The organism is Corallococcus sp. CA053C (genome assembly GCF_003611675.1).
Classification (GTDB): Bacteria; Myxococcota; Myxococcia; order Myxococcales; family Myxococcaceae; genus Corallococcus.
In genome coordinates, this window is the sequence record NZ_RAWA01000282.1 from 1 (window position 1) to 13,099 (window position 13,099).

Below are 13,099 nucleotides of genomic sequence, written 5' to 3' on the forward strand. Positions count from 1 at the left end.
GGCCAGGGGTTGGGGGACGCGGGCCTGGGCTTCCTCGCGGTGGAGTACCCGGGCTACGGCGCATCGCCGGGCAGCCCTTCAGAGGCGGGCCTGTACGCGGCCGGCGAGGCGGCGCTCCAGTTCCTGCGCGAGCAAGGCGTGAAGCCGGAGCAGGTGGTGCTCAGCGGGCGCAGCCTGGGCACCGGCGTCGCGGTGGAGATGGCGCGGCGCGGATACGGCGCCCGCATGGTGCTGGTGGCGCCGTACACGTCCATGGTGTCCATGGGCCAGCGCGCGGTGCCCTTCCTGCCCGCGTCGGTGCTGATGCGCGACCGCTACGACTCCCTCTCCAAGGCCCCTTCCGTCCCCATCCCGGTGCTCGTCATCCACGGTGAGCAGGACGCGGTCATCCCGGTGGAGATGGGGCGCACGCTGGGTCAGCGCTTCCCGCACGGCACCGTGGTGACGGTGCCCGGCGCGGGTCACAACGACGTGCTGGAGGGGAACGACCAGAAGGAGTTCGCGCGCCTGGCCACGTTCGCGCTCGAAGGCCCCTGAGCCGGCCCGCCGGCGTATGACGTCGCGCGTCGCGTTCCCTTGCGCCTACCCGCGAGCCCCGGATTATGCTGGGTGTCATCAACGCGATGTTTCATCGCGTCCTGCTTCCCCCGAGGGATGGATGAGCGTCAACCCGGCCCCCGCCGCCACCCTGTCCGAAGCCGCCCGTGAAATCGTAGAAGTGGGCCGCTTCCTCAGCGTGCGCAACTTCGTGCCCGCCACCAGCGGCAACTTCTCCCGGCGGCTGGATGCCCGCACGGCCGCCGTCACGCGCTCCGGCGTGGACAAGGGCGAGCTCGTGGAGGCGGACGTGCTGGTGGCGGACATCCACGCGCCGCCGCCCAAGGGTTCGTCCGCGGAGACGCCACTGCACCTGCAGCTGTACCGCGACCGGCCGGAGGCGCAGGCGGTGCTGCACACGCACTCCGTGGTGGCCGCGCTGCTGTCGAACCTGAAGCTGCCGGAAGGCGAGCTGGTCCTCCAGGACTTCGAGCTGCTCAAGGCGCTGGGCGACACCCGCACGCACGAGGCGGCGGTGTCCATTCCCATCTTCCCCAACGACCAGGACATCCCCCGGCTGGCGACGAAGGTGACGGCGCTGCTGGAGAAGCGGACGGACCTGGTGGCGTATCTGATTGCCGGCCACGGGCTGTACACGTGGGGCCGGAGCATGGCCGAGGCGCGCCGCCACGTGGTGGCGCTGGAACACCTGCTGACGTACGAACTCGAGAAGATGAAGGTGCGGCGATGAGCAACCTGACCGTCTACAAGGAACACCACCCGGCGGAGCCGCTGGGCGTCTTCACCGAACCCAAGGACATCGGCCGGGAGCTCGCGCCCATCGGCGTGCGCTTCGAGCGCGTGGACGCGTCCGTGGCGCTGCCCGACGGGGCGGGGCAGGAGGAGGTGCTCGCGGCCTACCAGCACGTGGTGGACGCGGAGAAGAAGGCCCACGGCTACAACACGGTGGACGTGGTGCGCATCAAGCCGGACGCGCCCAACGTGGTGCAGGCGCGCCAGAAGTTCCTCTCCGAGCACACCCACACGGAGGACGAGTCGCGCATCATGGTGGAGGGCAGCGGCTGCTTCTACCTGCACGCGCAGGACAAGGTCTTCCAGGTGGTCTGCACGCGCGGCGACCTCATCAGCGTGCCGGAGGGCATGAAGCACTGGTTCGACATGGGCCCCGCGCCCATGTTCGCCGCCATCCGCTTCTTCATCCGGCCGGACGGCTGGGTGGGGAACTTCACCGGCGAGACCATCGCCGACCGCTTCCCGAAGTACGAGCCGTGAGCGGCCCCGTCGCCGTCGTCACCGACATCGAGGGCACTACCAGCTCCATCGCCTTCGTGAAGGACGTGCTCTTCCCCTTCGCCCGGAAGCACCTGCTGGAGTACGTCGCGACGCACGGGGAGGACTCCACTGTGCGTCAGTGTCTGTCCGATGCCCGCACGCTCGCGGGGGAGCCCGCGCTGGACGACGTGGGCACGGTGGCGTTGCTCCAGCGCTGGCTGGACGAGGACCGCAAGGCCACGCCGCTCAAGACGCTCCAGGGCCTCATCTGGGCGGACGGCTACGCGCGCGGGGACCTGAAGGGCCACGTGCACGCGGACGCGGCCCGGGCGCTGCGCGCGTGGCATGCGCGGGGCCTGCGCTTGTATGTCTATTCCTCCGGCAGCGTGGCCGCGCAGAAGCTGATCTTCGGCTACAGCGTGGAGGGGGACCTGACGCCGCTGTTCTCCGGCTACTTCGACACCACCACCGGCCCCAAGGTGGAGGCCGCGTCGTACACGAAGATTGCCCAGGCGCTGGAGCTGCCGCCGGGCGACATCCTGTTCCTGTCGGACAACGTGGCGGAGCTGGAGGCGGCCCGGCAGGCGGGGCTCTTCACGGCCTGCCTGGATCGGGGCGAGGTGGCCATTGCCCCGGGCCACGGACACCCGACGTTCCATGACTTCACGACGCTCGACCCGTTCGCGCTCGTGCCCTGAGTTCGCTTCCGCAGTCCCCCTTCCGGAGTCTCCACCATGTCGAGTTCCAACCCGCCCGTGCTGGGCATCATCGGCGGCAGCGGCCTGTATCAGATTGACGGCCTCACGGATGTGTCGTGGCGCCGGGTGGCGTCACCGTTCGGTGAGACGTCGGACGAGTTCTGCTTCGGGCGCATCGGCGACCAGCCGGTGGTGTTCCTGCCGCGCCACGGGCGGGGGCACCGCATCCCGCCGTCGGAGCTGAACTTCCGCGCGAACATCGACGCGTTGAAGCGCAGCGGCGTGACGGACATCCTGTCCATCTCCGCGGTGGGCAGCCTGCGCGAGGACCTGCCGCCGGGCACCTTCGTGGTGGTGGACCAGTTCGTGGACCGCACCTTCTCCCGCGTGAAGAGCTTCTTCTCCACGGGGCTGGTGGCGCACGTGTCCATGGCGAAGCCGGTGTGCTCGCGCCTGGGCGACGCGGTGATGTCCGCGTGCGAGGGCCTGGACATCAAGGTCGTGCGCGGCGGCACGTACCTGGTGATGGAGGGGCCGCAGTTCTCCACGCTGGCGGAGAGCAAGCTGTACCGGCAGTGGGGTTGTGATGTGATTGGCATGACGAACATGCCGGAGGCCAAGCTCGCCCGTGAAGCGGAGATCTGCTACGCGAGCGTGTCGATGGTCACGGACTTCGACTGCTGGCATCCGGACCACGACGCGGTGACGGTGGACCAGGTGGTGGCGGTGCTCCTGGGCAACGCGGGCAAGGCGCGCGGGCTGGTGAAGAACGTGGCGCCGCTCGTGAACACCCACGGCAGCCCGTGCCGCAGCGGCTGCCAGAACGCGTTGGATCACGCCATCATGACCGCTCCGGAAGTGCGCGACCCGGCCCTGGTGGAGAAGCTCTCCGCGGTGGCGGGCCGCGTCCTCAAGCGCTGAACGAAGGAGACACGGCGATGAAAGTCCAAGGCGAGCCGATGCGCTCCATCTGGGTCGAGTCCGACGGCTGGTCCGTGGGCGTCATCGACCAGACGCGCCTGCCGCATGCGTTCGTGAAGGTGAAGCTGAAGACGGCGGACGAGGCGGGCCACGCCATCCGCAGCATGCTGGTGCGGGGCGCGCCACTGATTGGCGCTACAGCGGCGTATGGCGTGTGTCTGGCCATGCGCGAGGACGCGTCCGACGCGGCGCTGGAGCAGGCGCTGACGATGCTGCGGGCCACGCGGCCCACGGCGGTGAACCTGCACTGGGCGCTGGATGGGATGCGGCACGTGCTGACGCCGCTGAAGCCCTCGGAGCGGGTGGCGGCGGCGTACCAGCACGCGGCGGCGCTGTGCGACGAGGACGTGGCCATCAACCGGGCCATTGGCGAGCACGGGCTGAAGCTCTTCCAGGAGGCGTGGGACAAGAAGGGCCGCAAGGGGCGGCTCAACGTGCTCACGCACTGCAACGCGGGGTGGCTGGCGACGGTGGACTGGGGCACGGCGCTGGCGCCGATGTACCTGGCGCACGACGCGGGCCTGCCGGTGCACATCTGGGTGGATGAGACGCGCCCGCGCAACCAGGGCGCGGTGCTGACGGCGTGGGAGCTGGGTCAGCACGGCGTTCCGCACACCGTCATCGCGGACAACGTGGGCGGCCACCTGATGCAGCACGGGGACGTGGACCTGTGCATCGTCGGGACGGACCGCACGACGGCGCACGGCGACGTGGCGAACAAGATTGGCACCTACCTGAAGGCGCTCGCGGCGAAGGACAACGGCGTGCCGTTCTACGTCGCGCTGCCGTCGCCCACGGTGGACTGGACCATCCAGGACGGCGTGAAGCAGATCCCCATCGAGCAGCGCGAGGGCACGGAGCTCAGCGACGTGACGGGCCGGCTGCCGTCGGGGGACATCGCCACGGTGCGCATCACTCCGCAGGGGAGCGTGGCGGCGAACTACGCGTTCGACGTGACGCCCGCGCGGCTCGTCACGGCGCTCATCACCGAGCGGGGCGTGTGTCCGGCGACGGAGGAGGGGCTGCTGTCGCTCTTCCCGGAGCGGCGCGCACAGCGGAGCCTGACGAAGTGACAGTGCACGGAGCGCTGCGCGAGGCGATGGTGGCCACCGCGCGGCGGATGAACACCTCCGGGTTGAACCAGGGCACGTCGGGCAACCTGAGCCAGCGGGTGGAGGGAGGCTTCCTCCTCACGCCCTCGGGGATGAACTACGAGACGATGACGCCGGAGGACCTGGTCCTCATGCGCTTCGACGGCACGCACGACGGACATCGTAAACCGTCGTCGGAGTGGCAGCTGCACCGGGACGTCCTGGCCGCGCGGCCGGAGGTGGGCGCGGTGGTGCATGCGCACAGCATGTTCAGCACGACGCTGGCGTGTCTGCGTCGGGGCATCCCGGCGTTCCACTACATGATCTCCGCGGCGGGCGGCACGGACGTGAGGTGCGCGGAGTACGCGACCTTCGGCACGCCGGAGCTGGCGCGGCACATGCTGGTGGCGCTGGAGGGCCGCAAGGCGTGCCTGCTCGCGAACCACGGCCTGGTGGCGGTGGGCGCGGACCTGCCGGCGGCCTACAAGCTGGCGGTGGAGGTGGAGACGCTGGCGGCCATGTACTGGCGCGCGCTCCAGGTGGGAGAGCCCGTGCTGCTGGACGACGCGGAGATGGTGCGCGTGTTCGAACAGTTCAAGGGTTACGGGCAGTAATCAGGACGGGCCTGATTCCGCGCTGGATGCGGAGCCATGGGGATGCCGGTGCCCCTCTGCTTGGGGACCGGCAAAGGCCCCGTGGCGCCAGCAACGGCGATACGGGGCCCGGGCTTCACGCTCGCTACGGGATGACGGCGACGCCTGCATCGAAACGGGTGCCCGCATCCACCGTGCCCGCGTCCACCGTGCCCGCGTCAAAGCCCGCGTCCGGACGGGTGCCACCATCGGTGCCTGCGTCGGTGCCCGCATCCACCGTGCCCGCATCCACCGTGCCCGCGTCAAAGCCCGCGTCCGGACGGGTGCCACCATCGGTGCCTGCGTCGGTGCCCGCATCCGGACGGGTGCCGCCATCGGTGCCTGCGTCGGTGCCCGCATCCACGCCCGCGTCCGGGGTGCACACCGGGCACGTGTCGGCTTCGCCGCACCGGACCAGGTCGCCGGGACCCGGCTCGCCACGGGTCTGCACGAAGTCCACGCCGCCCACCTTCTGGTCGCCAATGGGCTTGCCGTTGCCGTCCACGATGGTGCCGTAGCACTTCATCGGGTTGCCGGGGCCCACCGAGCCCGTGCACGCGATGATCTTCTCAGGGGGAACGCCGTAGTTCCCGCTGATGACCGAGGCGATGGGCTGGTAGCCGTCCGTGCCCTTCGCGCCGGAGAAGCAGACGCTCAGGATCAACGGCTTGCCGGCGCATTCCGGGTGGTACTCGCTGTGGAAGATGGACTGGCTCGTGTCGTTGGGCAGCCCCTGCACCGACGTCTGGCCTCCACACTTGGCGGGGTTTCCTCCGTGCGCCCCGTAGATACAGCCGGCACCGTCGAGCGCGGCCGCCGCGGCCTTCTCCGCGTTGATGACGCCCTGGTCATTGGGGTCGCTGGTGTCGATGCCGGTGTAGCCACCCTGGTCCTGCACCCCCATCTTGTTCCAGTCGTTGTTGACGAAGTACTTGCCGCCGTCCGGCAGCTTGTTGTCCCCCTTGCAGCTGTCCAGCTCCTGGAGGCCGTTCGCCGGCTCCTCCCGCGCTTCGTCTTCCGGGCCACATCCCACCGACAAAAGGGTGAGGGCTCCTGCCACGCAGGTCCACAGCTTCAAGGTTCGCATTGGCGGTTTCTCCGTATATTCATGTTTTTCATATTATAAAAGATATTCATTGTAAACATGGGCTGAGCTGGAGCAGGGCCCATCCAGTCTCTGGCGGGGTGTGTCAAGGACCCCCCTTCACTCGGGAAGGGGGCGCCGCGCCGGGGGGAACTCGCTGCATGATTCCTCCGGTCCCGGGCTCTCCAGGGACGCGGGCCCGTCGTAGGGCTCCCGGTCGGTCCCGGAGGAGGAGCCGAGCCCATGCGGTGGATTCTCGGATGGATGGTGGTGCTGGCCCTGGGCTGCGCCGCGAGAAATCCCGCGGGAGTCGCGTCGTCGGAGGAGCGGCTGGAGGAATCGCAGGAGTCCTACGTCCAGGCCATCGCGCTGTACGACGAGGGCCGGTACGCGGAGGCCCTGACGCTGGGCGAGCGAGCCCTCGCGCTGCGGGAGGCGGTGCTCGGGGACGCGCATCCGGAGGTCGCCCACTGTCTGCACCTGCTGGGGGAGCTGCACCGGCTCCAGGGGGACTTCGCCCGCGCGGAGACCCTCCTCGAGCGCGCGCTCGCCATCCGGGAGACGGCCGTGGACCATGACACCCTGGGGTCCGTCACCGCGGTCAGGCTCATGGCCTTCTCCTCCTCTCCGGAGATGGAGCTGGACCGCCATGCCGGGGGGTTCTACGGGAGCGGGCACGCGCTCGGACGGCGCCAGAGCATGTTTGGCAAGGACCGGCGGCTGTCAGGGCGCGCCCTCGCCAGCCAGGAATTGGCCCTCAGCCGGAACCAGTCCGCCCTCTCCAATTCGCTCAACAGCCTCGCCAATCTCTACCAGGAGCGCGGGCTGTACAGCCGTGCGGAGCCGCTCTACGTGCGCGCGCTCACCCTCCGGGAGACGGTCCTCGGCAAGGACCACCCGGACGTCGCCGACTCCCTCAACAACCTCGCCCTGCTGTACCGGGAGCAGGGCTTGTACAGCCGCGCGGAGCCGCTCTACGTGCGCGCGCTCGCGCTGCGGGAGGCGGCGCTCGGCAAGAAGCACCCGGACCTCGCGGATTCGCTCAACAACCTCGCCACGCTCTACCAGGACCAGGGGCAGTACGGCCGCGCGGAGCCGCTCTACGTGCGCGCGCTCGCGCTGCGAGAGGCGGCGCTCGGCAAGAAGCACCCGGACGTCGCCGAGTCCCTCAACAGCCTCGCCAACCTCTACCAGGAGCAGGGCGTCTACGACCGCGCGGAGCCGCTCTACGTGCGCGCCATCGCCCTCCAGGAGGCGGATCCTGACGGGAACCCCGCGGACCTCGCGGCTTCGCTCAACAACCTCGCCAGCCTCTACCTCGCGCGGGGGATGCACCGCCGGGCGGAGCCGCTCTACGTGCGCGCGCTCGCGCTCTGGGAGGAGACGCTCGGCGACCGCCATCCCCACGTCGCGGCCCTGCTCAACAACCTCGCCACGCTCTACCGGGACCAGGGGCAGTACGCCCGGGCGGAGCCGCTCTACGCGCGCGCCCTCGTGCTGTGGGAGGAGAGCCTCGGGAAGAACCATCCCGACGTCGCGGGGCTGCTCAGCAACCTCGCCACCCTCCACCAGCAGCAGGGGCGCTATGCGCGGGCCGAACCGCTCTACGAGCGCGCGCTCGCCATCCGCGAAGCGGTGCTGGGCAAGGACCATCCGGGGCTCGCCGCTTCGCTCAACAACCTGGCCTCCCTCCGGCTGGCCCAGCATCGCCTGGACGCCGCGGTGCCGTTGCTCACGCGCGCCTTCACCGTGTCCGAACAGCGCCTGCGCAAGGAGGCCCTCGACTTCTCCGAGGCGCGCCTGGCCAGCTTCCTCCAGTTGCTGCGCGCGGACGAGGAGCGCCTCTACGCGCTGCTGCGCGCGCATCCGGAGTCCGCCGACGTGCGGCGCCTCGCCTTGAGCGCGGCGCTGCTCCTCAAGGGCCGCTCCGTCGAGGAGACCGCCGACATCTCGCGGGCCGTCTACCGCAGCCTGGGCGCGGAGGAGCGCGGCACCTTCGAGCAGCTGCGGAGCCTGCGCACCCAGCTGGCCAGCCTGACGCTCCAGGGGCCCGGCGTGTTGCAGCTGGCAGCATATCGGCAGCGGCTCCAATCCCTTGTCACGCAGGGCGACGCCCTCGAAGCCGACCTCGCCAGACGCTCCGCGCCCCTGCGCGCGCTGTCCGCGCTGCCGTCCCCCGCGGACATCGTCGACCGTGTCGCCGCGTCCCTGCCCGGGGACGGGGCGCTCGTGGAGTTCATCACCTACGAGGATCGCCCCCTTGTGCCCACGCGCGGCGCCCCCGCGCCCCAGCTCCGCTGTCTGGCATTGGTGCTCCTGCCCGACGCGAGCATCCGCACCCTCGACCTGGGACCGGCGGGGCCCATCGAAGCGGCCGCCTCGCGCATGCGGGATGCCCTGGCCCGTCGGGATGCCACCTTCCAGGCCGAGTCCGAGGCGCTCTACCGGATCGCCTTCCAGCCCCTGCTGCCGCTGCTGGGAGAGGCCCACCGCCTCTTCATCTCACCGGACGGCCAGCTCGCCCTGGTGCCCTTCGCCGCGCTCCACGACGGCCACCAGTTCCTCGTCGACACCCATGACTTCACCTACCTCACCTCCGGCAAGGACCTGCTGCCCCGCCAGCAGCGGTCGCTCCCAGCGTCCTCCGTGGTCGTCCTCGCGGATCCGGCCTTCAACGCCACGCCCGCGGCTGCCGTGAAAGCGGCGCCCGCGTGGCCTGAGCGGTCCGTCTCGCCAGGCCTCGCGGCGCAGGTGTCCCGGGACTGGAACCTGGTCCCGCTGCCGGGCTCGCGGCAGGAGGCTGAGGCCATCCAGCGGCTGATCCCCCAGGCCCAGCTCTTCCTGGGGCCGGAGGCGACCCGGGAGCGGCTGCTGCACATGCCCACCCCTGGCATCCTGCACCTGGCCACCCACGGCTTCTTCCTGGAGGACGCGGTCGCTCCGGAGCGCTCCCGTGCCGTCGCGAAATTTGGTGCGCTGGGCGAGGATCCACTCGCGCAGCCTCCGCCGGATCCGCTGTTGCGCTCCGGCCTGCTGTTCGCGGGGGCCAACGCGCAGAAGCCTCGGGCCGCTCCCACGTCAGCCAGCGCGCTGGTGACGGCGCTGGAGCTGGCCGGACTCGACCTGTGGGGCACGCAGCTGGTGGTCCTGTCCGCGTGCGACACCGGCCGGGGCGACATCCGGCGGGGGCAGGGCGTCTACGGACTGCGCCGGGCCTTCCTCGTGGCGGGAGCGGAGACGGTGGTGATGAGCCTGTGGAAGGTGGATGACACGGCGACCCGCGTGCTCATGGAGACCTACTACCGCCACCTGCTGGCGGGACTGGGCCCGGCCACGGCGCTGCGCGAGGCGATGCGCGAGGTGCGGAGCGCGCACCCCCATCCCCATTACTGGGCGCCCTTCATCGCGATGGGGCGGGATGCGCCCCTGCGGTTGCTCGCGCCGGACGCGCCTTCGCCTTGAGCCCGCGTGTCGCTCAGGCGCTGCGCAGCGTGAGCAGCGTGACCTCGGGCGGAATGCCGATGCGGAAGGGCAGCCAGTGCCCGGTGCCGCCGGAGACGTAGAGGTGGCTGTCGCGGAAGCGGTAGCGACCCAGCATGTGCTTGAAGGCGAAGCCGAACAGCGGAATCCCCAGGAAGGCCACCTGTCCGCCGTGGGTGTGGCCGGAGAGCGTGAGGCGGGCGCCGCGCTCGGCGGCGTAGGAGAAGAAGTCCGGGTGGTGTGACAGGCAGAGGACGAAGTCGTCCGGGTTGCCGCCCTGGAAGGACGTCTCCGCGGACTCCTTCATGCGCTCGTCGCGCACGCGGTGGCTGCGGCCGGACATGGGGTAGTCCACGCCCACCACGCGGATGCGCTGGCCCTCGTGTTCCAACACATGGGTCTCGTCCACGAGCAGGCGGACCGGGGCCCCCCGACGGGCCAGGGCCTCATAGCCGCCGAGCACCTCCTCGAGTCCGCGCCAGTGCTCATGGTTGCCGAGGATGGCGAGCATGCCGTGGCGGGCGGTGGTCGCGGCGAGCGCGGCCAGGGTGTCGTCGAGCTGGTTCACGTCATCGATGAGGTCGCCCGTCATGACCTGGAGGTCCACGCCGGCCGCGTTCATCGCGTCCACGGCGCCGCGCAGGTACTCGGGGCTGATGAAGGGGCCCACGTGGACGTCGGTGATCTGCCCGATGCGGAAGCCGTCGAGCGCGGCGGGGAGGCCGCGCAGCTTCACCTCCACCTCGCGCACGGTGAAGCCCAGGCTGCCGCCCACGACGCCCACGGAACTCGCGCCCACGGCGAGCACGGGCATGGCCTGACCGGCCTTCACCAGGAGGCCCCGGCGCTCCAGGTTCACCGGAGGGGGCACGCCCTGGCGGCGGCGTTCGCCCCACAGCGACATCCCGAGCAACGGCAGGCCGAGCAGCATCACCAGCAGCGCGGCGATGCTCCAGATGACGGAGAACAGCTTCACGGGCACGAGGGGCGCGGGCGTGTGGTGGAGGCCGTAGCCGGTGAGCACGGGCATCAGCCAGGCCGCGAATGACAGCCCCATCAGGCCCAGCAGCACGCCATGGCGCCACCCGCGCATGACGCCGGGCCACAACCTGCGCAGCACGAGGTACGCGCCCAGGTAGACGAACAGCAGGACCAGGAGCCTTCCCATCGTTTCAGCGCTCTCCGTGTGAGGAGGCCCGAGGATAACGGACCCCCTGACCGCGCGCTGGACCACCGACACCGCGCCCGCTCGCCTGAGTCACGGCTGGCACTTGAGCGTGGAATAACGGGAAAGAAGCTTAAGGTCGGAGGCGGCATGCGCGGGTGGTGGCTGTGGGTGTTCTTGCTGGCAGGGTGCGCGTCGACGCCCATGACGCAGACGTTCTCACCCACGCAGGAGTGGGCGGAGACGGACGAGTCACGGGAGTGCGAGGACCGTGACGAGGATCAGTGCCTCGCGCACGTGTGCGAGGACGACGTCTGCGCGCTGTTCCGGTGCGAGGACCTGGCACCGAACCGGGTGGTGCGCACGCGAGGCGCCACGGCGGCGGTGCCGGTGTTCGTGGCGCCCGGCAGCGGGCCTCAGCGGACGTGGGGAAGTGCGCAGGGCCTGCCGGGCGACGCGGTGCCCGTCATGGTCTTCCGCTGGCACCCACGCGAGAAACTGCCGAGCGAGCTACGACGCGAGAAGGCGAGGGAGGAGTGGGCGAAGCGGCCGAAGGAGCGGCACCACATGTTCCCGCAGGCGTTCAAGGCGCACTTTGAACGCAAGGGCATCAACATCCACAAGTACGTCCTGATGGTCGATGCGGAGGTTCACGCGCGGATCCATCGCGGTGCGAAGGGTGGGCCCTGGAACGAGGACTGGGATGCCTTCATCCAGCGGCGGCGCGGAGAGGCTCTCATTCCAGAGTATTTCGATCAGGCGTCTTTGATGATTCAGAAGTACGGACTCTTCGGATTGACGATGACGTACTGGCAGCAGGTGGACCTCATGCCCATGCCCTTCGAGGACTGATCCGTGCGCTACTTCTCGGTGGAACGGTTGGAAGACGCAGATGCGGGGCAGTGGAGCGGAGAGTATCGGGCGCGCCACCGATGGGGCCTGTCAGGGGTCGAGTGTCCCAGGTATGGCGTCTGGGCAGAAATGGACGCGTTCCCATCGGTGGAGTTGTCGGGCGAAGCGGCATCGACGCTCGCGGAGCAGCGATGGCCGACGACCCTCGAGGAATACAATCGGCTGGTGGCGCTGGTGCGGCCTTTGGTTCCCCCAGAGCTTCCCGTCAGGGCGGGCGGTTCGTTCGGGCCCATGGTCGGAACCGCGCGCGGCAAGTTCGGCCCTATTACCAACTGGCCCTCATGGGAGGTGGTCCTCCGTGAAGACGCGGTCGAGCTGCTCAAGGCCGAGGGCGTGACCGGTGTCATCGCGGTCCGGATGGAGCTCAAGTCCCGCCGAAGCAACATGCCCGCGCTCTACGAACTGGAGGCCCGGCCCCTGGCGAAGCTGCATCCCGACTGCATCGGAGAATGGAAGACGCCCCCGTGCGACATCTGCGGTCGCCCCGAGACATTCTCCCTACCGCCGAAGCGCTGGCTGCTGCGCTCCTCCATCCCCGAAGGGCTCGACGTCTTTGGCGTCGAAGGCGCGAACCTCCACGTCGTGAGCGAGCGCTTCGTCGAAGTCGTGCAGCGGCTGGGCCCCGCGGACGTCACCTACCAGGAACTGCCCGCGGCGTAGCCCGTCACATCCCCCCACCCGGGCTCGCGAGCCGCAGGTGCGAGTGCAGCGTCTCCGCCCGCAGGTAGAGGAACTGCGCGTCCCCGAACGATAGCGCATCGCCGTCCGTGAGCAGCCGCACCTCGCCCTCGCCCAGCGCCGCCGCGTTCAGCCAGGTGCCATTCATGGAACCCAGGTCCTGCACCGAGCAGGTCCCCTGCGCCGCGTGCCAGCGCAGCACCGCGTGCTGCTTCGACACCGACGGCTCGTGCACCATCAGCGCACAGCCCTCCGTGCGCCCCACCTTCAGCTCCTGCCCGTCCCACTCCGGCCCCAGGAAGTGCACCTCCAGCGCGTCGAACCCCTGGAGCATCACCAGGAGCCGGTCCACCAGCCGTGAGCGGTGCGCCATGCCCACCGTGCGCGCCTCCGCCAGCCGCAGCGCCACCTGCTGGAACACCGGCTCCGGCGGCTGTTGGATGAGCACCACCGGCCCGGAGGCTTGCAGGAACGCCTGCACGGGCGCGTAGGCGAACGGGCGGAGCTGTTGGACGGAAGGCATCACCCCCCTACCGTACCCCCAGCCC

The 13,099-nt window shown here is 70.1% G+C and carries 13 protein-coding genes; 10 read left to right on the forward strand and 3 right to left on the reverse strand.

The genetic code is table 11. The features are described from left to right. The 7 genes from D7V97_RS29545 to D7V97_RS29575 form a co-directional block, all read left to right on the forward strand. A partial coding sequence (locus tag D7V97_RS29545; RefSeq protein WP_147445024.1) for an alpha/beta hydrolase occupies positions 1-537 on the forward strand: 537 nt, incomplete at its 5' end. 121 nt (positions 538-658) lie between these two features. Continuing rightward, positions 659-1,288: a methylthioribulose 1-phosphate dehydratase gene (locus tag D7V97_RS29550; RefSeq protein WP_120613980.1), complete on the forward strand. Its 630-nt coding sequence runs from the start codon at positions 659-661 to the stop codon at positions 1,286-1,288. Beyond that, positions 1,285-1,830, forward strand: coding sequence for an acireductone dioxygenase (locus tag D7V97_RS29555; RefSeq protein ID WP_120613981.1), 546 nt, complete (start codon positions 1,285-1,287; stop codon positions 1,828-1,830). Before D7V97_RS29550 ends, D7V97_RS29555 begins: the two co-directional genes overlap by 4 nt. Next, positions 1,827-2,528 (forward strand): acireductone synthase, encoded by a 702-nt coding sequence (mtnC, locus tag D7V97_RS29560; RefSeq protein ID WP_120613982.1) that lies wholly within the window; start codon positions 1,827-1,829, stop codon positions 2,526-2,528. The genes D7V97_RS29555 and mtnC overlap by 4 nt, the downstream gene beginning before the upstream one ends. Before the next feature lie 36 nt (positions 2,529-2,564). Beyond that, positions 2,565-3,449, forward strand: a complete 885-nt coding sequence (locus tag D7V97_RS29565; protein WP_120613983.1) for an S-methyl-5'-thioadenosine phosphorylase — start codon at positions 2,565-2,567, stop codon at positions 3,447-3,449. Positions 3,450-3,466: 17 nt separating this feature from the next. Beyond that, positions 3,467-4,582: an S-methyl-5-thioribose-1-phosphate isomerase gene (mtnA, locus tag D7V97_RS29570; protein WP_120613984.1), complete on the forward strand. Its 1,116-nt coding sequence runs from the start codon at positions 3,467-3,469 to the stop codon at positions 4,580-4,582. A 26-nt stretch (positions 4,583-4,608) separates the two neighbouring features. Continuing rightward, a complete protein-coding gene (locus D7V97_RS29575) occupies positions 4,609-5,214 on the forward strand; it encodes a class II aldolase/adducin family protein (RefSeq protein ID WP_120613990.1) in 606 nt (201 codons plus the stop codon). A gap of 124 nt (positions 5,215-5,338) precedes the next feature. On the opposite strand, the gene D7V97_RS46075 is transcribed toward D7V97_RS29575, so the two are convergent. Next, the gene (locus D7V97_RS46075) at positions 5,339-6,319 is read right to left on the reverse strand and encodes a hypothetical protein (RefSeq protein ID WP_233583304.1); all 981 of its coding nucleotides are present in this window, start codon (positions 6,317-6,319) and stop codon (positions 5,339-5,341) included. A 240-nt stretch (positions 6,320-6,559) separates the two neighbouring features. Here D7V97_RS46075 and D7V97_RS29585 point away from each other — a divergent pair, with 240 nt between their 5' ends. Further along, positions 6,560-9,778: a CHAT domain-containing tetratricopeptide repeat protein gene (locus tag D7V97_RS29585; RefSeq protein WP_120613985.1), complete on the forward strand. Its 3,219-nt coding sequence runs from the start codon at positions 6,560-6,562 to the stop codon at positions 9,776-9,778. Between the two features lie 13 nt (positions 9,779-9,791). Here D7V97_RS29585 and D7V97_RS29590 read toward each other — a convergent pair whose 3' ends face one another. Further along, positions 9,792-10,964, reverse strand: a complete 1,173-nt coding sequence (locus tag D7V97_RS29590) for a metallophosphoesterase (RefSeq protein WP_120613986.1) — start codon at positions 10,962-10,964, stop codon at positions 9,792-9,794. A 147-nt stretch (positions 10,965-11,111) separates the two neighbouring features. On the opposite strand from D7V97_RS29590, the gene D7V97_RS29595 reads away from it, so the two are divergent. Both D7V97_RS29595 and D7V97_RS29600 read left to right on the forward strand, forming a co-directional pair. Further along, positions 11,112-11,813: a TIGR02269 family lipoprotein gene (locus D7V97_RS29595; protein WP_120613987.1), complete on the forward strand. Its 702-nt coding sequence runs from the start codon at positions 11,112-11,114 to the stop codon at positions 11,811-11,813. A 3-nt stretch (positions 11,814-11,816) separates the two neighbouring features. Next, positions 11,817-12,533 carry a double-CXXCG motif protein gene (locus tag D7V97_RS29600; RefSeq protein ID WP_120613988.1) on the forward strand — a complete coding sequence of 239 codons (717 nt, stop codon included), beginning with the start codon at positions 11,817-11,819 and terminating at the stop codon, positions 12,531-12,533. Between the two features lie 4 nt (positions 12,534-12,537). On the opposite strand, the gene D7V97_RS29605 is transcribed toward D7V97_RS29600, so the two are convergent. Further along, complete coding sequence (locus D7V97_RS29605) at positions 12,538-13,074, reverse strand: FHA domain-containing protein (protein ID WP_120613989.1); 537 nt, start codon at positions 13,072-13,074, stop codon at positions 12,538-12,540. Positions 13,075-13,099: the final 25 nt, after the last annotated feature.